At 68.3% G+C, this 24291-nt stretch carries 21 protein-coding genes and 1 tRNA gene; 9 read left to right on the plus strand and 13 right to left on the minus strand.

Features of this window, described 5'->3' with window-relative positions; translation table 11 throughout:
- Positions 1-77 precede the first annotated feature (77 nt).
- Together KV106_RS15265 and KV106_RS15270 are read left to right on the plus strand one after the other, a co-directional pair.
- On the plus strand, positions 78-1715 hold the full coding sequence (locus KV106_RS15265) for a 4-hydroxyphenylacetate 3-hydroxylase family protein (RefSeq protein ID WP_261210928.1): 1638 nt from the start codon (positions 78-80) through the stop codon (positions 1713-1715).
- A gap of 10 nt (positions 1716-1725) precedes the next feature.
- A complete protein-coding gene (locus KV106_RS15270; RefSeq protein WP_261210929.1) occupies positions 1726-2517 on the plus strand; it encodes an alpha/beta fold hydrolase in 792 nt (263 codons plus the stop codon).
- Between the two features lie 3 nt (positions 2518-2520).
- Here KV106_RS15270 and KV106_RS15275 read toward each other — a convergent pair whose 3' ends face one another.
- Positions 2521-3600, minus strand: a complete 1080-nt coding sequence (locus KV106_RS15275; RefSeq protein WP_261210930.1) for a PQQ-dependent sugar dehydrogenase — start codon at positions 3598-3600, stop codon at positions 2521-2523.
- Between the two features lie 282 nt (positions 3601-3882).
- Here KV106_RS15275 and KV106_RS15280 point away from each other — a divergent pair, with 282 nt between their 5' ends.
- Complete coding sequence (locus KV106_RS15280) at positions 3883-4464, plus strand: C40 family peptidase (RefSeq protein ID WP_057597282.1); 582 nt, start codon at positions 3883-3885, stop codon at positions 4462-4464.
- 106 nt (positions 4465-4570) lie between these two features.
- Here the strand turns inward: KV106_RS15280 and lpdA are convergent, their stop codons facing one another.
- From lpdA to aceE, 4 genes are read right to left on the minus strand one after another with little or no spacing between them, the layout of a single operon-like run.
- Positions 4571-6391 carry a dihydrolipoyl dehydrogenase gene (lpdA, locus tag KV106_RS15285; protein WP_261210931.1) on the minus strand — a complete coding sequence of 607 codons (1821 nt, stop codon included), beginning with the start codon at positions 6389-6391 and terminating at the stop codon, positions 4571-4573.
- On the minus strand, positions 6388-6981 hold the full coding sequence (locus KV106_RS15290) for an Ntn hydrolase family protein (protein WP_057593671.1): 594 nt from the start codon (positions 6979-6981) through the stop codon (positions 6388-6390). Before KV106_RS15290 ends, lpdA begins: the two co-directional genes overlap by 4 nt.
- 55 nt (positions 6982-7036) lie before the next feature.
- Positions 7037-8713, minus strand: coding sequence for a dihydrolipoyllysine-residue acetyltransferase (aceF, locus tag KV106_RS15295; protein WP_261210932.1), 1677 nt, complete (start codon positions 8711-8713; stop codon positions 7037-7039).
- 49 nt (positions 8714-8762) lie between these two features.
- Positions 8763-11489: a pyruvate dehydrogenase (acetyl-transferring), homodimeric type gene (gene aceE / locus KV106_RS15300; protein WP_057593669.1), complete on the minus strand. Its 2727-nt coding sequence runs from the start codon at positions 11487-11489 to the stop codon at positions 8763-8765.
- A gap of 215 nt (positions 11490-11704) precedes the next feature.
- On the opposite strand from aceE, the gene KV106_RS15305 reads away from it, so the two are divergent.
- The 5 genes from KV106_RS15305 (at position 11705) to KV106_RS15325 (ending at position 18550) form a co-directional block, all read left to right on the plus strand.
- On the plus strand, positions 11705-14245 hold the full coding sequence (locus KV106_RS15305) for a PAS domain-containing sensor histidine kinase (RefSeq protein ID WP_057593668.1): 2541 nt from the start codon (positions 11705-11707) through the stop codon (positions 14243-14245).
- Entirely contained in the window at positions 14242-14874 is a 633-nt protein-coding gene (locus KV106_RS15310; RefSeq protein WP_057593667.1) for a response regulator transcription factor, read from the plus strand. The genes KV106_RS15305 and KV106_RS15310 overlap by 4 nt, the downstream gene beginning before the upstream one ends.
- Before the next feature lie 80 nt (positions 14875-14954).
- Entirely contained in the window at positions 14955-15806 is an 852-nt protein-coding gene (gene folD, locus KV106_RS15315) for a bifunctional methylenetetrahydrofolate dehydrogenase/methenyltetrahydrofolate cyclohydrolase FolD (protein ID WP_261210933.1), read from the plus strand.
- Between the two features lie 5 nt (positions 15807-15811).
- Positions 15812-17869, plus strand: coding sequence for a M3 family metallopeptidase (locus tag KV106_RS15320; RefSeq protein ID WP_261210934.1), 2058 nt, complete (start codon positions 15812-15814; stop codon positions 17867-17869).
- A 30-nt stretch (positions 17870-17899) separates the two neighbouring features.
- On the plus strand, positions 17900-18550 hold the full coding sequence (locus KV106_RS15325) for a glutaredoxin family protein (protein WP_261210935.1): 651 nt from the start codon (positions 17900-17902) through the stop codon (positions 18548-18550).
- On the opposite strand, the gene rpiA is transcribed toward KV106_RS15325, so the two are convergent.
- Complete coding sequence (rpiA, locus tag KV106_RS15330; protein WP_261210936.1) at positions 18551-19267, minus strand: ribose-5-phosphate isomerase RpiA; 717 nt, start codon at positions 19265-19267, stop codon at positions 18551-18553.
- A 43-nt stretch (positions 19268-19310) separates the two neighbouring features.
- On the opposite strand from rpiA, the gene KV106_RS15335 reads away from it, so the two are divergent.
- Positions 19311-20399 carry a quinone-dependent dihydroorotate dehydrogenase gene (locus tag KV106_RS15335; RefSeq protein ID WP_261210937.1) on the plus strand — a complete coding sequence of 363 codons (1089 nt, stop codon included), beginning with the start codon at positions 19311-19313 and terminating at the stop codon, positions 20397-20399.
- 43 nt (positions 20400-20442) lie between these two features.
- Here KV106_RS15335 and KV106_RS15340 read toward each other — a convergent pair whose 3' ends face one another.
- From KV106_RS15340 to fdx, 7 genes are all read right to left on the minus strand, one after another.
- The gene (locus tag KV106_RS15340; protein ID WP_261210938.1) at positions 20443-21156 is read right to left on the minus strand and encodes a phage holin family protein; all 714 of its coding nucleotides are present in this window, start codon (positions 21154-21156) and stop codon (positions 20443-20445) included.
- Between the two features lie 27 nt (positions 21157-21183).
- Positions 21184-21480: a glycine zipper domain-containing protein gene (locus KV106_RS15345; RefSeq protein WP_057593661.1), complete on the minus strand. Its 297-nt coding sequence runs from the start codon at positions 21478-21480 to the stop codon at positions 21184-21186.
- A gap of 148 nt (positions 21481-21628) precedes the next feature.
- Positions 21629-22735 carry an NAD(P)/FAD-dependent oxidoreductase gene (locus tag KV106_RS15350; protein WP_261210939.1) on the minus strand — a complete coding sequence of 369 codons (1107 nt, stop codon included), beginning with the start codon at positions 22733-22735 and terminating at the stop codon, positions 21629-21631.
- A gap of 28 nt (positions 22736-22763) precedes the next feature.
- Complete coding sequence (locus tag KV106_RS15355) at positions 22764-22892, minus strand: stereocilin (protein ID WP_261210940.1); 129 nt, start codon at positions 22890-22892, stop codon at positions 22764-22766.
- Positions 22893-23053: 161 nt separating this feature from the next.
- Positions 23054-23128 (minus strand) — tRNA-Val (locus KV106_RS15360).
- Positions 23129-23213: 85 nt separating this feature from the next.
- Positions 23214-23921 carry a DNA polymerase III subunit epsilon gene (gene dnaQ, locus KV106_RS15365; protein ID WP_057593658.1) on the minus strand — a complete coding sequence of 236 codons (708 nt, stop codon included), beginning with the start codon at positions 23919-23921 and terminating at the stop codon, positions 23214-23216.
- Complete coding sequence (gene fdx / locus KV106_RS15370; RefSeq protein WP_057593657.1) at positions 23921-24259, minus strand: ISC system 2Fe-2S type ferredoxin; 339 nt, start codon at positions 24257-24259, stop codon at positions 23921-23923. The genes dnaQ and fdx overlap by 1 nt, the downstream gene beginning before the upstream one ends.
- Between the last annotated feature and the right edge of the window lie 32 nt (positions 24260-24291).

The raw sequence follows: 24291 nt of genomic DNA on the forward strand, positions 1-24291 counted from the left end.
CAATTTTTTGAACAGTGTTTAAATTTAGCGGAGCCGGCCCGATCCGGCCCGCACGACAACCACCGGAGACACCCACGATGAACGCCCCGCTCCCCTCGGCCGCGCTGATGTCCGGCGCCGACTACCGCGAATCGCTGCGCCGCTACAAGCCCGTCGTCTACGTCGATGGCCGGCGCGTCGAGAGCGTGGCCGACGAGCCCGCGTTCCGCCCCGGCATCAACGCCATCGCGCTGACCTACGACCATGCGCTGAAGGCGCAGTACGAACCGCTGATGACCGCGGTACAGCACACCAGCGGCAAGCGCGTGAACCGGCTCTCGCACCTCAACACCAGCGCCGGCGACCTGCTCAACAAGCTCGAGGCGGTGCGGCTGGTGTGTCAGGAAACCGGCTGCGCGCAGCGCTACCTCACGCACGACGCGCTCAACGCGATCGCCCAGGTGTCGGCGCGCATCGACGACGCGCGCGGCGGCGGCGAGCACACGGCACGCTTCCTCGAGTACCTGCACCGCGTCCAGGACCAGGACCTGACCCTGGGCGTGGCCATGACCGACGCCAAGGGCGACCGCAGCCGCCGGCCGCACGAGCAGGCCAACGTCGACAGCTACGTGCACGTGGTGGAACGCAACGCGCGCGGCATCGTGATCTCGGGCACCAAGGCCATCGTGACCGGCGCGCCCTACGTGCACGAGCTGCTTGTAATGCCCTGCCGCAACATGGGCCGCGAGGACGCCGACTTCGCCGTCTGCTGCGCGGTGCCGCTCGACGCGCCGGGCCTGACGATCGTGGCACGACCGGCCGGCCGGCCCGGCGAGAAGCTCGAGCACGGCGACGCCCTGTTCAGCCGCAAGTACGGCCAGAGCACCGGCGTGTGCATCTTCGACCGAGTGCTGGTGCCGTGGGAGCGCGTGTTCTACGACGGCTCCGACGGCAGCTGGGAACACTCGGGCCACCTCACCTACAGCTACGCCACCCACCACCGCCACAGCTGCATCGGCGCGCGCGCGGGCTTCGGCGACCTGCTGATCGGCGCCGGCGCGCTGATGTGCGAGGCCAACGGCTTCGACCCGGGCAAGGAGAGCCACCTGCGCGAGCAGATGGTCGAGCTCATCAGCATCACCGAGGGCTTCTTCGCCTGCGGCGTGGCGGCCAGCGTCTACGGCAAGGCCGACGAGCACTGCCCGGTCTTCATGCCCGACCCGGTGTTCAGCAACATCGGCAAGCTGCTGCTCGCGACCAGGATTTACGACATGCACCGCATCGCCCACACCGTGAGCGGCGGCCTGATCGTCACCCTGCCCGGCCCCGACGAGGACCACAACCCCGAGACCGCGGCGCGGCTGTCGGACGTGCTGCGCGCCAATCCGGCCGTGCCCTACGAACAGCGCATCGAGGCGGCCCGCTTCATCGAGGACCTGACGGCCGGCTACCAGGGCGGCTGGTACAGCGTGATCAGCCTGCACGGCGGCGGTTCGCCCGCCGCGATGAAGCAGGAGATCTGGCGCCACTACCCGGTGGGCTCGAAGGTGGAGCTGGTCGAGCGGCTGCTGGAGCGCGGCATCGCCGCCGACGGCTCGCCCGCGGCCGCGCCGCACGATCCGCAGCGCGCGATCACGCGCAACCGCCAGCCCGGCAAGTGCTGCGACACGGGCTGCTCCACGCCCGGGCAGCCGGTGATGGTCGAACTGCCCAAGCCTCACCGCGCCCAGGCCTAGACTCGGCGGGATGAAAGTCCTGACGAAGCGGCTCTGCCTCGCGGCTCTCGGCATCGGTGCCGTGCTGCTGGTGGCCGGCTGCGGCGGCGTGCGCAAGAGCACGGTGCCGCTGGCGACCGTGCTCGAAACCCAGCGCTGCACGCGCCAGGCCGACACCCTGCTCGTGATGCTGCCGGGCGCCTATTCGACGCCCGACGAGTTCGAGCGCGAAGGCTTCGTCGAGGCGGTGCGCGAGAACCGGCTCGCGGTCGACACGATGCTGGTCGACGCGCACCTCGGCTACTACAACGACAGGACCGTGCTGCAGCGGCTGGATGCCGACGTGATCGCCCCCGCGCGGCGCCAGGGCTACCGCCAGATCTGGATCGTCGGCATCTCGCTCGGCGGCTTCGGCGGCCTGCTCTACGCGCAGACGCATCCGGGCGAAGTGGCCGGCGTGGTGGCGATCGCGCCCTACCTGGGCGAACGCACGCTGAGCACCGACATCGCCAACGCGGGCGGACTCGCGAAGTGGAACGGGCCGCTCGACAGCGGCGCCGCCACCCCGCGCACGCCGAACGAAACCCAGCTCTGGCAATGGCTGCGCGGCTACGCGGGCTACACGCAGACGGCGGGCGCGCGGCCGCCGCTCTACCTGGGCTACGGCCTCGACGACCGCTTCGCCTTCAGTCACCGGCTGCTGGCCGGTGCGCTGCCGGCCGAACGCGTCTTCACCACCGAGGGCGGCCACGACTGGCCCGAATGGCGGCGCCTGTGGCAGCGGATGCTGCCGACGCTGTCGCTGCCCGGCTGCCCCGGCTGACGCTCAGTTCGGCCGCAGCCGCAGCAGCTTGCCGTTCGACTCGTCGGTCAGCACGTAGAGCAGCCCGTCGGGCCCCTGCTTCACGTCTCGGATGCGCGCGCGCCCGTCCTCGAGCAGCTTGTGCTCGGCCACCACTTTGCCGTCCTTGAGCTCGATGCGGTCGAGGTAGCCGAACTTCAGCGAGCCGACGAAGAGGTTGCCCTTCCATGCGGCGCCATAGCGGTCGCTGGTCAGGAAGGCCATGCCCGAGGTCGCGATCGAGGGCACCCAATAGTGCAGCGGCTGCTCCATGCCTTCCTTGGCCGTGATGCCGTCGCCGATCTTGCCGCCGCCGTAGTTCTCGCCGTAGGTGATCACGGGCCAGCCGTAGTTGCGGCCGGCCTGCGCGATGTTGATCTCGTCGCCGCCCTGCGGGCCGTGCTCGGTCATCCACAGGCGGCCGTCGGGCCCGAGCGTGGCGCCCTGCCCGTTGCGGTGGCCGTAGCTCCAGATCTCGGGCAGCGGGCCCGGCCGGCCGGCGTAGGGGTTGTCGTCGGGCACGCTGCCGTCCTTGCGGATGCGCACGATCTTGCCGAGGTGGTTGTCGAGCCGCTGCGCATCTTCCTTGCGGCTGAAGCGGTCGCCCAGCGTGAGATAGAGCGTGCCGTCGCCGCGGTCGACGATGCGGCAGCCGAAGTGCGCGCGGCTCGCGACCTTGGGCTTCTGGCTGAAGATGATCTGCAGGTTCTCGAGCCGGGTGTCGTCGGATGACAGCCGCGCCCGCGCAAGCGCGGTGCTGTTGGCGCTGCCGCCGGCATCGGGCTCCGAGAAGCACAAGTACAGCGTGCGGTTGCTGCGGAAGTCCGCGTCGACGAGCACGTCGAGCAGGCCGCCCTGCCCGCCCGCCGCGATGGCCGGCAGGCCGGCCAGCGGCGCGCCCAGCTTGCCGTCCTTGGCCACGATGCGGATGCGCCCGGGCTTCTCGGTGACCACGAAACGGTCGCCCGGCAGGAAGCCCACGCCCCAGGGACTTTCGAGCCCCGAAGCCACGGTCTCAGATCGACCCTGTGCCATGGCGGCCGCGCCAAAGATCAAACCCGACATGACGAAAACACGGCCGAGGACGCGGCGAGAGGGCCTGGAGAGCGATTTCATGTGTTTTCCCCGCAAAACGAATGATCTTGGCGGTTTTTCAAACCCACATGAAGACAGTTGTCGACTTCGAAGGGTCTTGGAGGCCGAACTGTTTATCCGGCATCACGGGTCGACCGTTACATTTTAGTTGTCCGATGATTCAAAAATTTCAAATAAATCAACGGGTTGGCGGCACAATCTCTAATTCAGATCAAATTGACAGTGCCAGCCGTCATCAATATCCTACGCGCCATGCGTTTTTTCGTCCTACCCGCGTCCCTCCTGATTGCCGTCGCTGCCCATGCAGCTCCCCAACCATCGGACCGGACCGACGAAGTCGGCCAACTCCTGGCCGAAAAAGGCCTGGTGGGGCAACTGAGGCAAGTCCGCCAGACCGTCACCGAGCGCACCTCCGATCTCGTGATGACCGCCATCGGCTTCCTCGGTGTTCCGTACCGCCGCGGCGGTAATTCGGAAGACACCGGCTTCGATTGCAGCGGCTTCGTGCGCGCCATGTACAACCAGACGGTCGGCCACATGCTGCCGCGCCGCGCGGAAGAACAGGCCGCCGCCACCGAGAAGATCGACCGCAGCGAACTCAAGCCCGGAGACCTCGTGTTCTTCAACACCATGCGCCGCGCCTTCAGCCATGTGGGCATCTACGTCGGCGAAGGCAAGTTCATCCACTCGCCGCGCTCGGGCGCCCAGGTGCGCGTGGAAGACATGAACGGCAGCTACTGGAGCCGCCGCTTCGACGGCGCCCGCCGCGTGCTCGGCGGCGGATCGAACGACGAGATCCGCGCCGCCGCGGCGTCGGCCCGCACCGGCGACTGAATTCCCCTCCTTCGGCCCACTTCGCACTGGGGCCGGGACGAAAAAAATCCCGCAGCCGCGGGATTTTTTTGTTTTGGGCGAAGGCCGCGAGGCGGCCCCCGACCCCTCAGCGCTTTTGCGGCGGCAGGTCGGTGCAGGTGCCGTGCGCCACTTCCGCCGCCATGCCGATGCTCTCGCCCAGCGTGGGATGCGGATGGATGGTCTTGCCGATGTCGATCTCGTCGGCGCCCATCTCGATGGCCAGCGCGATCTCGCCGATCATGTCGCCGGCATGGGTGCCGACGATGCCGCCGCCGAGGATGCGGTGCGTCTCGGCGTCGAACAGCAGCTTGGTGAAGCCCTCGTCGCGGCCGTTGGCGATCGCGCGGCCCGAGGCGGTCCACGGGAAGTGGCCCTTCTTGACCTTGATGCCTTCGGCCTTGGCCTGGTCCTCGGTCAGGCCCACCCACGCCACCTCGGGGTCGGTGTAGGCCACGCTCGGGATCACGCGGGCATTGAAGGCCGCGCTCGCCAACTCCTTGTCGCCCTTGAGCTCGCCCGCGATCACCTCGGCCGCCACGTGCGCCTCGTGCACCGCCTTGTGGGCCAGCATCGGCTGGCCGACGATGTCGCCGATCGCGAAGATGTGCGGCACGTTGGTGCGCATCTGGATGTCGACCGGAATGAAGCCGCGTTCGCCGACGGCCACGCCGGCCTTCTCGGCGCCGATCTTCTTGCCGTTGGGGCTGCGGCCCACGGCCTGCAGCACCAGGTCGTAGACCTGCGGTTCCTTGGGCGCGTTCTCGCCCTCGAAGGTGACCTTGATGCCCTCCTTCGTGGCCTCGGCGCCGACCGTCTTGGTCTTGAGCATGAGGTTGTCGAAGCGCGGCGCGTTCATCTTCTGCCAGACCTTCACCAGGTCGCGGTCGGCGCCCTGCATCAGGCCGTCGAGCATCTCGACCACGTCGAGGCGCGCGCCGAGCGTGGAATACACCGTGCCCATCTCGAGGCCGATGATGCCGCCGCCCAGGATCAGCATGCGCTTGGGATCGGTGCCGAGTTCGAGCGCGCCGGTGGAGTCGACCACGCGCGGGTCCTTCGGCATGAAGGGCAGGCTCACGGCCTGCGAGCCGGCGGCGATGATGGCGCTGCGGAACTTCACGGTCTGCTTGCTGCCGGTGGTGTCCCAGCCGGTGCCCGAGGTCTCCTCGACCTCGATGTGATGCGGGTCGACGAAGTTGCCCACGCCGCGCAGCACCGTGACCTTGCGCATCTTGGCCATGGCGGTGAGGCCGCTCGTGAGCTTGCCCACCACCTTGTTCTTGTGGCCCAGCAGCTTGGCGCGGTCGACCGTGGGCGCGGCGAAGCTCACGCCGAGGTCGGCGAAGTGCTTGACCTCGTCCATCACCGAGGCCACGTGCAGCAGCGCCTTCGAGGGGATGCAGCCGACGTTGAGGCAGACGCCGCCGAGGGTGGCGTAGCGCTCGATCAGCACGACCTTCAGGCCAAGGTCGGCGGCGCGGAAGGCGGCCGAGTAGCCGCCGGGGCCGGCGCCGAGCACGATGACGTCGCACTCGACGTCGACCTTGCCGCCGTAGTTCGAGGCCGCGGGTGCCGCGACCGGGGCCGGTGCGGGCGCCGCGGCCTTGGGCGCGGGCGCCGCGGCGGCGGGCGCCGGGGCCGCTGCAGCCGGCGCGGGCGCGGCGGCGGCATCCGCCTCCAGCGTCAACACCACCGAGCCTTCCTTGACCTTGTCGCCCACCTTCACCGCCAGCGACTTCACCACGCCGGCCGCGGACGACGGAATCTCCATCGAGGCCTTGTCCGATTCGACCGTGATCAGCGATTGCTCGGCCTTCACCGTGTCGCCCACCTTCACCAGCACCTCGATCACCGCCACTTCGTCGAAGTCGCCGATGTCGGGCACCTTGATTTGTTGTTCGCTCATTTGGACACTTTCAGTTTGAGTGTGAGAGAGTCGACCGGTCCGGCCGAATTGCGATCGAATTCGCAGGCGGCGGCGATCCCCGCCTCCGCCACGTCGCGCGCCGAGCGCGACTTCTGGTCGTACACCGCATGCATGGCGCCGAGCGCGAAGCTGCGTCCCGAGCCGATGCTCCAGAACTGCTTGAACTCGAACACCTCGCGGTAGCTGTAGATGCCGTAGATCCCGCTCGCGTTGGCCAGCAGCATCGTGAACTGGCTCGACTCGTAGGGCTCGTGGTCGTCTTCCTTGGTCTCCATGAAGAACGAGCTCTTGAGCACCGGATGCAGCATCGTGAAGGTGCGGAACACCTCGTGCTTGCTGCCGAACAGCAGCGACTCGCGCGGCTGCGCGGCCAGCGCATGCTGCAGCACCAGGAAGTGCGCCGCGGCGCCGGCCATCGCGAACAGGCTGTGGCCGGCGGCGTCCTCGATCGAGAAGATCTTCTGGTTCGCCTCCTGCCGGTGCGTGAGCCGCGTGTCCCCGAAGGTCACGAGCGCGTCGGCCGCCATGGCGACCTGGCCGTTCTTGCGGACGGCCACGACCGTGGTCATGGGGCCTCGCGCCGGTTCGCCAGGGGCGCAGCGGCCGCCGAAGCAGCCTCGGCGCTCATAGCAGCACGCGGCGGAAGTCGGCGAGCACCTGGCCCAGGTAGGCGTTGAAACGCGCCGCCGAGGCACCGTCGATCACGCGGTGGTCATAGGACAGCGACAGCGGCAGCGTCAGGCGCGGCACGAACTGCTTGCCGTCCCACACCGGCTTCATCGCGCTCTTCGAGAGGCCGAGGATGGCCACTTCGGGCGCGTTGATGATCGGCGTGAAGTGCGTGCCGCCGATGCCGCCGAGCGAGCTGATCGAGAAGCAGCCGCCCTGCATGTCGGCCGCGCCGAGCTTGCCGTCGCGCGCCTTCTTGGCGAGCTCGCCCATCTCCTGGCTGATCTGCAGGATGCCCTTCTTGTCGGCATCGCGCAGCACCGGCACCACGAGGCCGTTGGGCGTGTCGGCCGCGAAGCCGATGTGGAAGTACTGCTTGTAGACCAGCGTGTCGCCGTCGAGGCTGGTGTTGAACTCGGGGAACTTCTTGAGCGCCGAGACCACCGCCTTGATCACGAAGGCCAGCATCGTGACCTTCACGCCCGACTTCTCGTTCTCCTTGTTGGTGGCGACGCGGAAGGCTTCGAGCTCGGTGATGTCGGCATCGTCGTTGTTCGTGACGTGCGGGATCATCACCCAGTTGCGGTGCAGGTTCGCGCCGCTGATCTTCTTGATGCGCGACAGGTCCTTGCGCTCGACCGTGCCGAACTTCGTGAAGTCGACCTTCGGCCAGGGCAGCAGGCCCAGCGCGGCGCCGTCGGCACCGCCACCGGCCGCGGGCTTGGCCGCGGCCGAAGCCTTGGTGGTGGCCTGGCCGCTCATCACGGCCTTGGTGAAGCCCTGGACGTCTTCCTGCGTGATGCGGCCCTTGGGACCGGAACCCTTGACCTCCTCGAGCGGCACGCCGAGTTCGCGCGCGAACTTGCGCACCGAGGGCGAGGCATGCGGCAGGCCGGCCGACGGGCTCCTGGTGGGATCGTGCGGCGCGGCGGCGGCCGGCGCGGGAGCAGCCGGAGCCGGTGCGGGCGCGGAGGCCGAAGCCGTGGCGGGCGCAGCGGCCGCCGCGGGAGCCGGCGCCGGTGCGGGCGCGGCGCCCGCAGCGGGGGCGGCGCCTTCGATCACCGCGATCAGGTCGCCGATGTTGACGACGTCGCCGACCTTGACCTTGAGTTCCTTGAGCGTGCCGGCGGCCGACGACGGGATCTCCATCGAGGCCTTGTCCGATTCGACCGTGATCAGCGACTGCTCGACCTTGATGGTGTCGCCGGGCTTGACCAGCACCTCGATGACCGCGACGTCCTTGAAGTCGCCGATGTCGGGCACCTTCACGTCGACCGGGCCGGCGGCGGCGGCCGGTGCAGCCGCCGCAGCGGGTGCGGGTGCCGCGGCGGCGGATGCCGGCGCGCTGGCCGCGGGTGCGGCCGCGGGCGCCGGCGCGGCGGCCTGGCCGGCCCCTTCGGCCTCGAGCACCAGCACCACCGAACCTTCCTTCACCTTGCTGCCGACCTCGACCTTGAGTTCCTTGACCACGCCGGCGGACGACGACGGAATCTCCATCGAGGCCTTGTCCGACTCCACGGTGATGAGCGACTGCTCGGGCTTGACCGTGTCGCCCACTTTCACCAGCACCTCGATCACAGCGACTTCATCGAAATCGCCGATGTCGGGTACCTTGACTTCCACTGCTGCCATATCGTTTGTCTCCCGCCGGAAGGCGCGTCTTGGTTGTGGGGAATCGTGATTACGCGTAGAGCGGGTTCACCTTGTCGGCATTGATGCCGTACTTCTTGATCGCCTCGGCCACCTTGGCGGCCGGCAGCACGCCGTCCTCGGCCAGGGCCTTGAGCGCGGCCACCACGATGTAGTGGCGGTTGACCTCGAAGTGCTCGCGCAGCTTGTTGCGGAAGTCGCTGCGGCCGAAGCCGTCGGTGCCCAGCACCTTGTAGTTGCGGCCCTTGGGGACGAAGGGACGGATCTGCTCGGCGTAGGCCTTCATGTAGTCGGTCGAGGCGACCACCGGGCCGGTGCTGCCGCCGAGCTGCTGCGCCACGAAGGGCACGCGCGCTTCCTCGGTCGGGTGCAGCAGGTTCCAGCGGTCGGCGTCCTGGCCGTCGCGGGTCAGCTCGTTGAAGCTCGGGCAGCTCCAGACGCCGGCGCTCACGCCCCAGTCCTTCTCGAGCAGTTCCTGCGCCGCGAAGCTCTCGCGCAGGATGGTGCCGGAGCCCAGCAGTTGCACGGTGGGGGCTTCCTTGCCCTTGGCCGCCTTGACCGTCGGCGCCTGCTTGCACAGGTACATGCCCTTGATGATCTGTTCCTCGGTGCCGGGCTGCAGGCCGGGCATCGGGTAGTTCTCGTTGAGCAGCGTGAGGTAGTAGTAGACGTTGTCCTGCTTCTCGACCATGCGCTTGAGGCCATGGTGCAGGATCACGCCGACTTCGTGCGCGAAGGTCGGGTCGTAGCTCACGCAGTTCGGGATGGTGTTGGCCAGGATGTGGCTGTGGCCGTCCTCGTGCTGCAGGCCTTCGCCGTTCAGCGTGGTGCGTCCCGAGGTGCCGCCGAGCAGGAAGCCGCGCGCCTGCATGTCGCCGGCCGCCCAGGCCAGGTCGCCGATGCGCTGGAAGCCGAACATCGAGTAGTACACGTAGAACGGCACCATGATGCGGTTGTTCGTGCTGTACGACGTGGCCGCCGCGATCCAGCTCGACATGCCGCCGGCCTCGTTGATGCCCTCTTGCAGGATCTGGCCGGCCTTGTCTTCCTTGTAGTACATGACCTGGTCCTTGTCGACCGGGGTGTACTGCTGACCGTGCGGGTTGTAGATGCCGACCTGGCGGAACAGGCCTTCCATGCCGAAGGTGCGCGCCTCGTCGACCAGGATCGGCACCACGCGCGGGCCCAGGGCCTGGTCGCGCAGCAACTGCGTGAGGAAGCGCACGTAGGCCTGCGTGGTCGAGATCTCGCGGCCCTCGGCCGTGGGCTCGAGCACCGCCTTGAAGGTCTCGAGCGCGGGCACGGTGAAGCTCTCCTCGGCCTTGACGCGGCGGTGCGGCAGGTAGCCGCCCAGGGCCTTGCGGCGCTCGTGCAGGTACTTCATTTCCGGCGTGTCGTCGGCCGGCTTGTAGAACGGCAGCTCGGCGATCTGGCTGTCGGGGATCGGGATGTTGAAGCGGTCGCGGAAGGCGCGGATGTCGTCGTCGTTGAGCTTCTTGGTCTGGTGGACCGTGTTCTTGCCCTCGCCGATCTTGCCCATGCCGAAGCCCTTGACGGTCTTGACGAGCAGCACGGTGGGCTGGCCCTGGTGGTTCTGGGCCGCGTGGAAGGCCGCGTAGACCTTCTGCGAATCGTGGCCGCCGCGCTGCAGGTTCCAGACCTCGTCGTCGCTCATGTGCTCGACCATCTTCAAGGTGCGCGGGTCGCGGCCGAAGAAGTTCTTGCGCACGTAGGCACCGTCGTTGGCCTTGAACGACTGGTAGTCGCCATCGTTGCACTCCATCATGATCTTGCGCAGCGCGCCGTCATGGTCCTTCTCGAGCAGCGCGTCCCAGCCCTTGCCCCAGATCAGCTTGACCACGTTCCAGTTGGCGCCGCGGAACTCGCCCTCGAGCTCCTGGATGATCTTGCCGTTGCCGCGCACCGGGCCGTCGAGGCGCTGCAGGTTGCAGTTGATGACGAAGATCAGGTTGTCGAGGTTCTCGCGCGCCGCCAGGCCGATGGCGCCCAGCGACTCGACCTCGTCCATCTCGCCGTCGCCGCAGAACACCCAGACCTTGCGGTTCTCGGTGTTGGCGATGCCGCGGGCATGCAGGTACTTGAGGAAGCGCGCCTGGTAGATCGCCATCAGCGGGCCCAGGCCCATCGACACCGTGGGGAACTGCCAGAACTCGGGCATCAGCTTGGGATGCGGGTAGCTCGACAGGCCCTTGCCGTCGACTTCCTGGCGGAAGTTGAGCAGCTGCTCCTCGGTCAGGCGGCCTTCGAGGTAGGCGCGCGCGTAGATGCCGGGCGAGACGTGGCCCTGGATGTAGAGCAGGTCGCCGCCGTGGTTCTCGCTCTCGGCGTGCCAGAAGTGGTTGAAGCCGGCGCCGAACATGCTGGCCAGCGAAGCGAAGGAGCCGATGTGGCCGCCGAGGTCGCCGCCTTCGGGCGGGTGGTGGCGGTTGGCCTTGACCACCATCGCCATCGCGTTCCAGCGCATGTAGGCACGCAGGCGCTGTTCGATCTCGAGGTTGCCGGGGCTGCGGGCTTCCTGCGACGGCTCGATGGTGTTGACGTAGCCCGTGTTGGCCGAGAACGGCATGTCGACCGTGTTCTGGCGGGCATGTTCGAGGAGTTGCTCGAGCAGGAAGTGCGCACGCTCGGGGCCCTCGCTCTGGATCACGGCGGACAAGGCGTCCATCCACTCGCGCGTTTCCTGGGAATCCGCGTCGTTCGCGGCCGGGCCGAATTGCTTCTCGGGATTTGCCGACATGCTTGTCTCTCCTTTTGGGGCTGTGGGCGTAATTTAGGCGCTCTGCGTGTGAGCGCGCGGAGTGTCGCACAGAAATACTGTAATTTCAAATAGTGCGTATAGATTTCTTAATGTGACATTTTCACGAATCCGGAGCGGCCGCAGACCGCGCCGGGACCAGTGCCACCGTCGATAACCCGCGCCTAGGAAACTCCGTCACCTAATAAACTCTCGCGATGCCTTTTTCCTCCCCGCTGGCCGTGGCCCGCAGTGCCGTCAACGCCTCGCCGCTGTCGTGGTGGCGCCGCTGGTGGCGCCGCCAGACCCCGGTGCTGCAGGACGCCGTCGCGATGCTGGCCCCGATGGCCGCCGTGCTGCTGTTCCTCGCGGCGATCGTCACCGCCTTCTGGTACCTGCGCACCGAGGAGGTCGAGCGCGAGCAGGAGTCGGTGCGCCGCGACGTCGAGTACGCCCAGCAGCGCATGCGGCTGCGGTTGCTGGAGCGCCAGGAGCAGTTGATGCGCATCGCGCGCGATGCCTCCAACCGCGAGATCGACCCGATCGAGTTCACCAGCCGCGCCGAATCGCTGGTGAGCCAGTTCCCCGAGCTGCAGACCATCACCTGGATCGACGACCGCCGCCGCTTCAAGGCCGGCTATGCCGCGCCCAGCGTGCATCCGGCGCAGCAGCACCTGATCGGCGACGTGCTGCGCCCCGGCGACATCGAGAGCAACTACGCGCTGGCGCGCGAGCTGCGCCAGCCGGTGTTCTCCCAGCCCGCGGCCGGCGGCGATCCGCCCGCCATGCTGCAGCTGCACATCCCGCTGTTCGACCAGGGCCTGTTCGCGGGCGTGGTGCTCGGCGAGTTCTCGGTCGATGGCCTGCTGCGCTACGGCATGCCTTCCGAGGTGCAGGCGCGCTACGCGGTGTCGCTGCTCGACGCCAAGGGCAAGGTGATCGCGGGCAACACCGCCAACCTGCGCGAGACCGGCGCGCGCCTGCTGCCCTGGAGCGAGCGCACCAACGAATACGAGGTACCGGTCTCGCCCGTGGGCAATGCGCTGGTGCTGCGCGCCCAGGCCTACCGCACCTCGCAGGGCGTGGTCGGCAACGGGCTGTTCTGGCTGGTCTGCGCGCTCAGCGTGCTCACCAGCTGGATGCTGATCGGCACCTGGCGCCACACGCGCCGCAGGCTGCAGGCGCAGCAGCGGCTGGTGGCGGAGACCAACTTCCGCCGCGCGATGGAGAACTCGATGCTGACCGGCATGCGGGTGCTCGACCTGCAGGGCCGCATCACCTACGTCAACGCCGCCTTCTGCGCGATGACCGGCTGGGCCGAGGAAGAGCTGGTCGGCCAGACACCGCCCTTCCCCTACTGGCTCGAGTCCGATCGCGAGATCATGAACGAGCGGCTCGAGGAGGAGCTGCACGGCCGTGCCTTGCCCGGCGGCTTCCAGGTGCGCGTGAAGCGCAAGAACGGCAGCGTGTTCGACGCGCGGCTGTACGTCTCGCCGCTGATCGACGCGCGCGGCCACCAGACCGGCTGGATGACCTCGATGACCGACATCACCGAGCCCACGCGCATCCGCGAGCAGCTGTCGGCCTCGTACGAGCGCTTCACCACCGTGCTCGAGGCGCTCGACGCCGCGGTGTCGGTGGCGCCGATCGGCAGCGAGGAGCTGCTGTTCGCCAACAAGCTCTACCGCCTGTGGTTCGGCTCCGACACCGTCGGCCACCTGGGCATGGTGGCGCAGGCCGGCGTGCCGGCCTCGAACGCGCACGACGAGGGCCTGGACGACGTCGACCCCTACGCCGGCCTGCCGATCGACACGCTGACCGCCGCGCAGGCGGCCAACAACGAGATCTTCGTGCCCGAGCTCGGCAAGTGGCTCGAGGTGCGCTCGCGCTACCTGACCTGGGTCGACGGCCGCCTGGCGCAGCTGGTGATCGCCACCGACATCACGCCGCGCCGCGATGCCGAGGAACAGGCGGCCGCGCAGGCCGACCGCGCGCAATCGGCGAGCCGGCTGATCACCATGGGCGAGATGGCCTCGAGCGTGGCGCACGAGCTCAACCAGCCTCTGACCGCGATCAGCAACTACTGCAACGGGATGATGTCGCGCATCAAGAGCCAGTCGATCGACAACGATGCGCTGCTGGCCGCGCTCGAGAAGACCTCGAAGCAGGCCCAGCGCGCGGGCCAGATCATCCAGCGCATCCGCTCCTTCGTGAAGCGCAGCGAACCCAACCGCACGCCGGCCGACGTGGCGACCATGGTCAGCGAGGCGGTCGAGCTGGCCGGCATCGAGCTGCGCCGGCGCAACGTGCGGCTCAACCACTACGTGGCGGCGCGGCTGCCGATGGTGCGCGTCGACCCGATCCTGATCGAGCAGGTGATGGTCAACCTGCTGAAGAACGCGGCCGAATCGATCGACCTCGCCGAGCGCCCGCTGGCGCGGCGCAGCGTCGAGCTGCGCGTGCTGCCGAAGGTGATCGAGGGCCACAACGCGATCGAGTTCTCGGTGCAGGACACCGGCAAGGGCCTCGCGCCCGAGGTCATGGACCGGCTCTACGAGGCCTTCTTCTCGACCAAGCCCGAGGGCATGGGCATCGGCCTGAACCTGTGCCGCACCATCGTCGAGTCGCACCGCGGCCGGATGCAGGCGGAGAACATCTACAATGGCCCGGATGTGATCGGATGCCGTTTTTCCTTCTGGATTCCGGTGTTGGACGCTATCAGTTCCCTAGCAAGTGACGAGGTAAAGGTACCTGCATGAGTTTGATTCCGAAAAAGGGCACTGTGTATGTCGTCGATGACGACGAAGCCGTACGCGATTCGCTCCAGTGGCTGCTCGAAGGCAAGGACTACCGGGTCCGCTGCTTCGATTCCGCCGAGTCCTTCCTCTCCCGCTACGACCCCCGCGAGGTGGCCTGCCTGATCGTCGACATCCGCATGGGTGGCATGACGGGCCTGGAGTTGCAGGACCGGTTGATCGAGCGCCGCTCGCCGCTGCCGATCGTGGTGATCACCGGCCACGGCGACGTGCCGATGGCCGTCGACAGCATGAAGAAGGGCGCGATGGATTTCATCCAGAAACCCTTCAACGACGAGGAACTCGTCGCGCTGGTCGAGCGCATGCTCGAACACGCGCGCGGCGCCTTCACGCAGCACCAGCAGTCGGCCAGCCGCGACGCGCTGCTGTCCAAGCTCACGGGCCGCGAGGCGCAGGTGCTCGAGCGCATCGTCGCCGGCCGCCTCAACAAGCAGATCGCCGACGACCTCGGCATCAGCATCAAGACCGTCGAGGCGCATCGCGCCAACATCATGGAGAAGCTCAACGCCAACACCGTGGCCGATCTGCTGAAGATCGCGCTCGGACAGGCGGCGCCCGCTGCCAAGGCCTAGACGCCGGCTATCTGTTCGATAGCGATGCATGACCCCCACGCCTGCGCAAGCGGGCGTTTTTACTTGGAAAATCGAAACCGATGACCGCCCAACTGATCGACGGCAACGCCCTCGCCAAAACCATCCGCGCCGAAGTCGCCGGCCGCACCGCGGCGCTCAAGGCCCGCGGCGTGAACCCGGCCCTTTCCATCATCCTCGTGGGCGAGGACCCGGCCAGCCAGGTCTATACCAAGCACAAGGTCAACGACAGCACGCAGACCGGTCTCTCGGCCACGCTCGAGACCTACCCGGCCGACCTGAGCGAGGCCGACCTGCTCGCGCGCATCCGCGTGCTCAACGACGACCCGGCGGTGCACGGCATCCTGGTGCAGCTGCCGCTGCCCAAGCACATGAACAGCCAGAAGGTCATCGAGACCATCTCGCCCGCGAAGGACGTCGACGGCTTCCACGTCGCCAGCGCCGGCGCACTGATGACCGGCGCGCCGGGCTTCTGGCCCTGCACGCCCTTCGGCTGCATGAAGATGCTCGAATCCATCGGCTACGACCTGCGCGGCAAGCATGCGGTGGTGATCGGCCGCAGCAACATCGTCGGCAAGCCGATGGCCATGATGCTGCTGGCCAAGAGCGCCACCGTGACCATCTGCCACAGCGCCACGCAGGACCTGGGCGCCATCACGCGCCAGGCCGACGTGATCGTCGCGGCCGTGGGCAAGCTGAACCTCCTCACGGCCGACATGGTCAAGCCCGGCGCGGTGGTCATCGACGTCGGCATGAACCGCAAGGCCGACGGCAAGCTCGCGGGCGACGTCGACTTCGACGGCGTGAAGGAAGTCGCCGGCTGGATCACCCCGGTGCCCGGCGGCGTCGGCCCGATGACGCGCGCCATGCTGCTCGCCAACACCCTTGAAGCGGCCGAACGCGCCGCCAAGTGAACACCATGGCCACCTCGAACAACCCCCTCCTCGACTTCACCGACCTCCCGCTGTTCGACCGTATCCGGCCCGAACACGTCGCCCCCGCGGTCGACGTGCTGCTCGCCGATGCCGAGACCGCGCTGCAGACGGTGACGGCCCCCGACTTCCCCGCCAGCTGGAGCGCGATCTCCAAGGTGCTCGACGTGGCCTCGGAACGCTTCAGCCGTGCCTGGAGCGCGGTCGGCCATCTCAACGCCGTGGCCGACACGCCCGAGCTGCGCGCCGCCTACAACGAGGCGATGCCGCGCGTGACCGCGTTCTGGACCCGCCTGGGCTCCGACGAGCGCCTGTACGCGAAGTACAAGGCGATCGACGTCGCCACGCTCGATGCCGAGCAGCGCCAGGCGCATCGCAACGCGGTGCGCAACTTCGTGCTCGGCGGCGCCGAACTGCAGGGCGAGGCCAAGCAGCGCTTCGCCGAAATCCAGGAACGCCAGGCCGAGCTGAGCCAGAAGTTCAGCGAGAACGCGCTCGACGCGACCGATGCCTTCGCCTACTACGCACAGTTCGGCGAACTCGAGGGCGTGCCGGAAGACGTGGTCAATGCCGCGCGCGCCGCGGCCGAAGCCGAGGCCAAGGACGGCTACAAGCTCACGCTCAAGATGCCCTGCTACCTGCCGGTGATGCAGTTCGCCAGGAGCAGCGCGCTGCGCGAGACGCTCTACCGCGCCTACGTCACGCGCGCCAGCGAACTCGGCGACCCGGCCTTCGACAACACGGCGCTGATCGGCGAGATCCTCGCGCTGCGCGAGGAAGAGGCGAAGCTGCTGGGCTACCGCAACTTCGGCGAGCTCTCGGTGGTGCCGAAGATGGCCGAGTCGCCCGAGCAGGTGGTGAAGTTCCTGCGCGACCTCGCGGCCAAGGCCCGCCCCTACGGCGAGCGCGACCTCGCCGACCTGCGCGCCTTCGCGTCCACGCAACTGGGCCTGGCCGATCCGCAGCCCTGGGACTGGAGCTACGTCGGCGAGAAGCTCAAGGAAGCGCGCTACGCCTTCAGCGAACAGGAGGTCAAGCAGTACTTCCCGGCGCCCAAGGTGATGGCGGGCCTGTTCAAGATCGTCGAGACGCTGTTCGAGGTCTCGATCCGCCGCGACAGCGCACCGACCTGGCATCCGAGCGTCGAGTTCTATCGCATCGAGCGCGGCGGCCAGAAGGTCGGCCAGTTCTACCTCGACCCCTCCGCGCGTGCCGCCAAGCGCGGCGGCGCCTGGATGGACGACGTGCGCGCGCGCTGGCTGCGGCCCGACGACGGCCGGCTGCAGACCCCGGTCGCGCAACTGGTCTGCAATTTCGCCGAGGGCGTGGGCGGAAAGCCGCCGCTGCTCACGCACGACGACGTGACCACCCTGTTCCACGAGTTCGGCCACGGACTGCACCACATGCTCACGCAGGTGAACGAGCGCGACGTCTCGGGCATCAGCGGCGTCGAATGGGACGCGGTCGAGCTGCCGAGCCAGTTCATGGAGAACTTCTGCTGGGAATGGGATGTGCTGAGCCACATGACGGCCCACGTCGACACCGGCGCGCCGCTGCCGCGCGCCCTGTTCGACAAGATGACCGCGGCCAAGAACTTCCAGAGCGGCCTGCAGACGCTGCGCCAGATCGAGTTCTCGCTGTTCGACATGCTGCTGCACACCGAGTACCACGCCGCGGCCGCGAAGCCCGGCGACGTGCTCGCGCTGCTGGCCCAGGTGCGCGCCGAGGTGGCCGTGATGCCCTCGCCGCCCTTCAGCCGTACGCCGAACACCTTCAGCCACATCTTCTCGGGCGGCTATGCGGCCGGCTACTACAGCTACAAGTGGGCCGAGGTGCTGAGCGCCGATGCCTACGCGGCCTTCGAGGAAACCGTGGGCGCCAACGGCGAACCGAGCATCGAGACCGGCCGCAAGTACCGCCAGGCCATCCTCGAGGCCGGTGGCAGCCGCAGCGCGATGGAGTCGTTCAAGGCCTTCCGCGGCCGCGAACCCCAGCTTGATGCGCTGCTGCGACACCAGGGCATGGCCGAGCCGCAGCCGGCTTGATGCGGCGCTGAAGCTTGAGATACTCGGGCCATGCGCCCGATTTACAAATTCTCACCAAGTCGCCTGACCGGTTTCGTCCTCCTGCTCGCCGCCGCGGGCGCGGTGGCGCAACCGGTCTACCGGCAGGTCGACAAGAACGGCCGGGTCACCTTCTCGGACCGCGCGCCCACCGCCAGCACCGAACCCGCCGCCAATGCGCAGCCGGCGCCCGCCACGGGCGCCAACGCGGGCCTGCCCTACGAGCTGCGCCAGATCGCGCAGCGCTATCCGGTGACGCTCTACAGCGGCGACGAATGCGCGCCCTGCGCGATGGCGCGCACGCTGCTCACGACGCGCGGCATCCCGTTCCAGGAACGCACGGTGAACAGCAACCAGGAGGTGGAAGCGCTGCAGAAGCTCAGCGGCCAGACCTCGCTGCCGCTGCTGACCATCGGCACGCAGCAACTGCCCGGCTTTTCCGACACGCAGTGGGCGCAATACCTCGACGCGGCCGGCTATCCCAGGAGCAACGGCCTGCCCAGCGGCTACCGCAATCCGCCGGCGCAGCCGATGGTCGCCCAGCTCACGCGCGCACCGGCGCCCGCACCCGCCGCCCCGCGCGCGGCGCCCGAGGAGCAGCCGCTGCCCGCGGCACCGCCGAGCGGGCCGACGCCGGAGAACCCGGCCGGCATCAAGTTCTGATCAGGCGAAGTCCAGCGTGCGCACGCCCTCGGGCGTGCCGAGCAGGCACACATGCGCCTTCTGGTGCGCGAACACGCCGACGGTGACCACGCCGGGCCACTGGCTCACCTCGGATTCGAAGGCCAGCGGATCGGCGATCTTCAGGCCCGTCACGTCGACGATGTGCTGGCCGTTGTCGGTCACCAGCGGCAGGCCGTCCTTCTCTCGCACCTGGGCCTGGCCGCCCAGCGCCGCGAACTGCCGCATCACGCGGCGCGCCGCCATCGGGATCACCTCGACCGGCAGCGGAAAGGCACCGAGCGTGTCGACCAGCTTCGAGGCATCGGCGATGCAGACGAAGCGGCGCGACTGGGCCGCGATGATCTTCTCGCGCGTGAGCGCGGCACCGCCGCCCTTCACCATGAAACCCCGCGGGTCGATCTCGTCGGCGCCGTCGATGTAGACGCCCAGCTCCTCGACCTCGTTGCTGTCGAACACCTGGATGCCCAGTGCTCGCAGGCGCTCGGTGGAGGCGATCGAGCTCGAGACGGCGCCACGGATCTGGTCCTTGATCGTGGCCAGCGCGTCGATGAACTTGTTGACCGTCGAGCCGGTGCCCACACCCACGATCTCGCCCTTCACCACGTAGGCCAGGGCGGCGCGGCCCACCTGGACCTTGAGTTCGTCCTGGGAGATGGGGGCGGCTGCGGCGGAAGAAGAAGGAAGGGGTGCGGTCATCGCGGAGAATCCTGGGCTCATTGAAGCCCCGAATTATCCGACGATGTCCCTGCTGCCCTCCTCGCTCTACGGCCTGGCCCGCCCCTTCCTGTTCGGTTTCGACCCGGAGCACGCCCATGAACTGACGCTCGACGGGCTCGCGCGCACGCAGAACACGCCGCTGGCCTGCGCCTACTCGGCGCCGCGCGTCGACGATCCCGTCACCCTGGCCGGCCTGCGGTTCCCGAACCGCGTCGGCCTCGCCGCCGGCCTCGACAAGAACGCACGCTGCATCGACGCCTTCGCCGCCATGGGCTTCGGCTTCGTCGAGGTCGGCACCGTCACGCCCAAGGGCCAGCCCGGCAATCCGCGCCCGCGCATCTTCCGCCTGCCCGAACGCCAGGCGCTGATCAACCGGCTCGGCTTCAACAACGACGGACTCGACGCTTTCCTGGCCAACGTGCAGAAGGCACGCTTTCGCCGCAACGCGGCTCGCGCGAAGGCGCCGATGCTGCTGGGTCTGAACATCGGCAAGAACGCCGCCACGCCGATCGAGCGCGCGATGGACGACTACATCGCCTGCCTCGACGGCGTGTACCCGCATGCTGACTACGTAACGATCAACATCTCGAGCCCCAACACCGCCAACCTGCGCAGCCTGCAGAGCGACGAGGCGCTCGACGCGCTGCTCGGCGCCGTGGCCGAGCGGCGCGAGACGCTGGCGCGCCAGCCCATCGGCGGCGCGCCGCGCCGCGTGCCGCTGTTCGTGAAGATCGCGCCCGATCTCGACGAGGCGCAGGTGGCGGTGATCGCCGCCACGCTGCGCCGCCACGGCATGGATGGCGTGATCGCCACCAACACCACGCTGGCGCGCGATGCGGTCGAGGGACTGCCGCATGCGAAGGAAGCCGGCGGCCTGTCGGGTGCGCCGGTGCGCGAATCGAGCAACCGCGTGATCGCCCAGTTGCGCGCCGCACTGGGCAAGGACTTCCCGATCGTCGGCGTGGGCGGCATCCTCGGCGCGGCCGATGCCAGGGCCAAGATCGCGGCGGGCGCGGACGTGGTGCAGATCTACACCGGCCTGATCTACCGCGGCCCGGCGCTGGTCCATGAAACGGCACAGGCGCTGCAGCGGGACCGCGGCAGCGCCTGAGTTTTTCAGTTGAGAGGCGGGCGAGCGCGGCTCGCCGGCCGTTTCAGCGCATGCGCCAGAGGATCGGCGCGACGAAGGTCGCCCAGCGCAGCAGGCGCTTCGGGCGCACCACCACCAGCGCCGCAGCCACGGCGACACCCGTGGCCACCGGATGCTCGCGCGCGATGCGCAGCGCCGTGGCGGTCGGGGTTTCGTCGGGCGGCGGGGGGGCCGCCCGCTCCTCGCCCTGCGCGGCGGCGATACCGCCACCCTGCAAGGTCGCGATGCGCAGGCGCTGGCGCTCGATGCGCTCGATCAGTTCCTCGCGCGTGGCCGGACGGCGTGGCGCCGGCTCGTCCTCTTCGCCGGGCTCGTCGCCCAGTCCGAAGCGCTCCTGCACCCAGGTCCAGTCGCGCGCCAGTTCCTCGCGGGTCGGCGTGAAGCTGTTCGAGGCACCGCGCAGCTGGGTCCACAGGCCCCAGGCGGCCGCGAGCCACAGCACGACCCAGAGCGCGGCCACCGACCAGGCGGCGGTGGTGCGCTGCGGCGTGTCCCAGAAATGGACCACGACGGCCACGGACAGCAGCGCGACGGCGATCGTCGTCAGGCCCAGCAGCACGATCGCGAGGACCAGCACCAGCTTGAGCCGCTGCTTCTCCTCCTCCCAGGCCATGCGCAGCAGCTGCACACGGTCTTCGGCGGCCATCGCGCCCTCGGCCGCGGCAATGCGCAGCCGGCGCAGGCGCCGGTCCAGTCCGAGAAGAGAGAGCAACCTCATCGGCGGCCCTCCGCTGTCATGGTTCGATCAGCGGCGACCAAGCAGCAGGCCCACCAGCACACCGACGGCCAGCGCGCCAGCGGCGATCTGCCAGGGTTCGTCGTGGGCATAGGCGTTGGTGGCCGAGGCGGCTTCGCGGGCCTTCTTGGCGGCGAGGCGGCTCTTCTCGGCGGCGAGTTCGCGGGCGATCGCGAGCTTGGTGTCGATGCGCTGGCGCAGCGCCTTGATGTGGGGAACCGAATCCAGGTCCTTGCTGGCGAGCACGCCACGCACGTCGCTCGCGATGTCCTCGGCTGCCGCCTCGAGATTCTTGGATGCACTCATTGGAAACCTTCCTCCGTGATGACACCGGCACCGCGCCGGCGGCTTCACGCCTACAAATGGCGTGCTGTCATGTTACAGGCTACATCGCCCGCACAGGACTGCATCCACAAAGAGTTCTGCAAGAGATCGTTCGCGATCGGCGCGGAATTCAGTCCTCGGCCGCGAGCAGGTCCGCCACGTGTCGGCCGATCGCGAGGCTGCTCGTGAGCCCCGGCGACTCGATGCCGAACAGGTTGACGAGGCCTCGCACGCCATGCGCGCGCGGTCCGTCGATGCGGAAGTCGGCCGCGGGATCGCCGGGTCCCGAGATCTTCGGTCGCATGCCCGCGTAGCCCGGGATCAGCGCGCCATCGGGCAGCGCGGGCCAGTACTTGCGCACCTCGGCATAGAAGGCGTCGCCGCGCGCCGGGTCCACCACCAGGTCGTCGGGCGAGCTCACCCATTGCACATCGGGTCCGAACTTGGCCTGCCCGCCGAGGTCGATCGTCAGGTGCACGCCGAGACCGCCGGGCTCGGGCACCGGATAGACCAGCCGGCCGAAGGGCGCGCGGCCCGACAGGGTGAAGTAGTTGCCCTTCGCGAAATAGGCGGTGGGAACGGTCTCGGTGGCGAGTCCTCCGAAGTGGCGCGCCAGATCGGGCGCACCCAGACCGGCCGCGTTGACCACGCTGCGGCAGCGCAGCCGCGTGCCGTCTTGCGCGGTCAGCACGATGCCGCCCTCCTCCAGGTCCGCGCGCTTCACGGCCGACTTCAACGCCAGCATGCCGCCCGCGTTCTCGAGATCGCCGAGCAGGCTCAGCATCAGCGCATGGCTGTCGACGATGCCGGTGCTCGGCGAGACCAGCGCGGCCATGCAGCGCAGTTGCGGTTCGAGCGCGACGGCCTGCGCCGCCGAGATCGTTTCGAGGTCGTCGACGCCGTTGGCCGCGGCCTTGAGCCGGATCGCCTCGAGCTGCGCCACCTGTTCGGCCGAGGTCGCGACGATCAGCTTGCCGCAGCGCCGGTGCGGCACGCCGCGCGCTTCGGCATACGCATAGAGCAATTGCTTGCCTTCGACACAGAGCCTCGCCTTCAACGAAGCTTGCGGGTAGTAGATCCCCGCATGAATGACTTCACTGTTGCGCGAACTCGTGCCGGTACCGATGGCGCCTTCGGCCTCGAGCACCATCACTTCGCGGCCCGCGAGCGCGAGTGCACGCGCCACGGCCAAACCCACCACACCACCGCCGATGACGGCGCAATCGAGATCGTCCATGCGGCGAGCTTAGCGCGCGCCGCGCGGCTCAAGTTGCGGTCGGCGGCGGCTCGGGATCGGTGGGCTCGTCGGGCGGCGTGCCTGGCCCCTCGTCGGGCTCCACGGGCAGGCCCGGCGTGGGCGTGATCGGCGTCGGAAGATCGGGTGCGGTCGCCATGATCTTTTCTCCTGGATTGAAGTCGTGCCTCGGTTCTAGGCGCGAAGCCCCGCACAGCCAGCAGCACGCGACGGCACCTGACGTCGGCGCGCACCGACACGCAAACGGCGATGCCGTCGGGCCAAAGCTCCGACGGAGAAGAAAAAATGGAACCGGGAAATTGGTGGGCGGTGGAGGTTTCGAACCTCCGACCCCAGCAGTGTGAATGCTGTGCTCTACCCCTGAGCTAACCGCCCCTGACGCCTCTGCCCGATCTCTTCGATGGGCTTCAGCGCCTGGATGAATCGCGTTCTGCGAAGCCTTAGATTATGCCACAGCTTTTCAAGCGTTTTGGCGAAAGAGTGTGCGACCGTTGCTCGATTTGTCGAGTTGGGACAACACGGCGTCGTGCTCGGCGAGTTCATGCTCGGTCGCCACCAGCACCGGCAGCTCGATGCGGCTGAGATCGATGGCGATCACCGTGGTGCCCACCTCGGGCTCGGTGGTGGCCACGTCGATCAGCAGCGCGTCCTGGCCGCGCGTGAGGTTGATGTAGACGTCGGCCAGCAGCTGGGCGTCGAGCTTGGCGCCGTGGAAGGTCCGGTTCGAACGGTCGACGCCGAAGCGGTCGCACAGCGCGTCGAGCGAGTTGCGCTTGCCCGGGTACACCTGCTTGGCCATGGCCAGCGTGTCGGTCACCTCGCTCACGAAGGTCTTGAGCGGCGGCAGGCCGGCACGCTCGAACTCCTTGTTGAGGAAGCCCACGTCGAAGGCCGCGTTGTGGATGATCAGCTCGGCACCTCGCAGGTACTCGACGATGTCGTTGGCCAGCGTGGCGAACTTCGGCTTGTCGCGCAGGAAGTCGGTCGTCAGGCCGTGCACCTTGAGCGCGTCCTCGTGGCTCTCGCGCTCGGGATTGAAGTAGATGTGCAGGTCGTTGCCGGTGAGCTTGCGGTTGAACAGCTCCACGCAGCCCAGCTCGATGACGCGGTCGCCGTTCTCGGCCGACAGCCCGGTGGTTTCCGTATCGAGAACGATCAGACGACTCATCAGTGGTTTTCCTTCGCGTGGTTGATCGAGTACTTCGGAATCTCGATCGTCACATTCTCCTGCGCCAGGATCGCCTGGCAACTCAGGCGCGACTGCGGCTCCAGGCCCCAGGCGCGGTCGAGCAGGTCTTCCTCGCCCTCCTCCGCCTCGTTGAGCGAGCCGCCGCCCGCGCGCACGATCACGTGGCAGGTGGTGCAGGCGCAACTCATCTCGCAGGCGTGCTCGATGTTGATGTCGTTGTCGAGCAGGGCCTCGCAGATCGAGGTGCCCGCAGGCGCGGTGATCTCGGCGCCTTGCGGGCAGTATTCGGGATGCGGATAGATCTTGATCGTGGGCATGCAGCGCCTGCGTTGTCGTTCTTTGCGGTGTT

Origin of the sequence: Variovorax endophyticus (assembly GCF_025376855.1) — a bacterium.
GTDB lineage: Bacteria > Pseudomonadota > Gammaproteobacteria > Burkholderiales > Burkholderiaceae_C > Variovorax.

What these genes read in the sequence shown, in the direction of transcription:
- KV106_RS15325 (WP_261210935.1), top strand. Translation starts at nt 17,900, where the DNA reads ATGCGCCCGATTTACAAATTCTCACCAAGTCGCCTGACCGGTTTCGTC.
- KV106_RS15310 (WP_057593667.1), top strand. Translation starts at nt 14,242, where the DNA reads ATGAGTTTGATTCCGAAAAAGGGCACTGTGTATGTCGTCGATGACGAC.
- KV106_RS15345 (WP_057593661.1), bottom strand. Translation starts at nt 21,480, where the DNA reads ATGAGTGCATCCAAGAATCTCGAGGCGGCAGCCGAGGACATCGCGAGC.
- KV106_RS15355 (WP_261210940.1), bottom strand. Translation starts at nt 22,892, where the DNA reads ATGGCGACCGCACCCGATCTTCCGACGCCGATCACGCCCACGCCGGGC.
- KV106_RS15335 (WP_261210937.1), top strand. Translation starts at nt 19,311, where the DNA reads ATGTCCCTGCTGCCCTCCTCGCTCTACGGCCTGGCCCGCCCCTTCCTG.
- fdx (WP_057593657.1), bottom strand. Translation starts at nt 24,259, where the DNA reads ATGCCCACGATCAAGATCTATCCGCATCCCGAATACTGCCCGCAAGGC.
- KV106_RS15275 (WP_261210930.1), bottom strand. Translation starts at nt 3,600, where the DNA reads ATGTCGGGTTTGATCTTTGGCGCGGCCGCCATGGCACAGGGTCGATCT.
- KV106_RS15290 (WP_057593671.1), bottom strand. Translation starts at nt 6,981, where the DNA reads ATGACCACGGTCGTGGCCGTCCGCAAGAACGGCCAGGTCGCCATGGCG.
- KV106_RS15265 (WP_261210928.1), top strand. Translation starts at nt 78, where the DNA reads ATGAACGCCCCGCTCCCCTCGGCCGCGCTGATGTCCGGCGCCGACTAC.
- dnaQ (WP_057593658.1), bottom strand. Translation starts at nt 23,921, where the DNA reads ATGAGTCGTCTGATCGTTCTCGATACGGAAACCACCGGGCTGTCGGCC.
- lpdA (WP_261210931.1), bottom strand. Translation starts at nt 6,391, where the DNA reads ATGAGCGAACAACAAATCAAGGTGCCCGACATCGGCGACTTCGACGAA.
- folD (WP_261210933.1), top strand. Translation starts at nt 14,955, where the DNA reads ATGACCGCCCAACTGATCGACGGCAACGCCCTCGCCAAAACCATCCGC.
- KV106_RS15270 (WP_261210929.1), top strand. Translation starts at nt 1,726, where the DNA reads ATGAAAGTCCTGACGAAGCGGCTCTGCCTCGCGGCTCTCGGCATCGGT.
- KV106_RS15305 (WP_057593668.1), top strand. Translation starts at nt 11,705, where the DNA reads ATGCCTTTTTCCTCCCCGCTGGCCGTGGCCCGCAGTGCCGTCAACGCC.
- KV106_RS15350 (WP_261210939.1), bottom strand. Translation starts at nt 22,735, where the DNA reads ATGGACGATCTCGATTGCGCCGTCATCGGCGGTGGTGTGGTGGGTTTG.
- KV106_RS15340 (WP_261210938.1), bottom strand. Translation starts at nt 21,156, where the DNA reads ATGAGGTTGCTCTCTCTTCTCGGACTGGACCGGCGCCTGCGCCGGCTG.
- aceE (WP_057593669.1), bottom strand. Translation starts at nt 11,489, where the DNA reads ATGTCGGCAAATCCCGAGAAGCAATTCGGCCCGGCCGCGAACGACGCG.
- KV106_RS15280 (WP_057597282.1), top strand. Translation starts at nt 3,883, where the DNA reads ATGCGTTTTTTCGTCCTACCCGCGTCCCTCCTGATTGCCGTCGCTGCC.
- aceF (WP_261210932.1), bottom strand. Translation starts at nt 8,713, where the DNA reads ATGGCAGCAGTGGAAGTCAAGGTACCCGACATCGGCGATTTCGATGAA.
- KV106_RS15320 (WP_261210934.1), top strand. Translation starts at nt 15,812, where the DNA reads ATGGCCACCTCGAACAACCCCCTCCTCGACTTCACCGACCTCCCGCTG.
- rpiA (WP_261210936.1), bottom strand. Translation starts at nt 19,267, where the DNA reads ATGACCGCACCCCTTCCTTCTTCTTCCGCCGCAGCCGCCCCCATCTCC.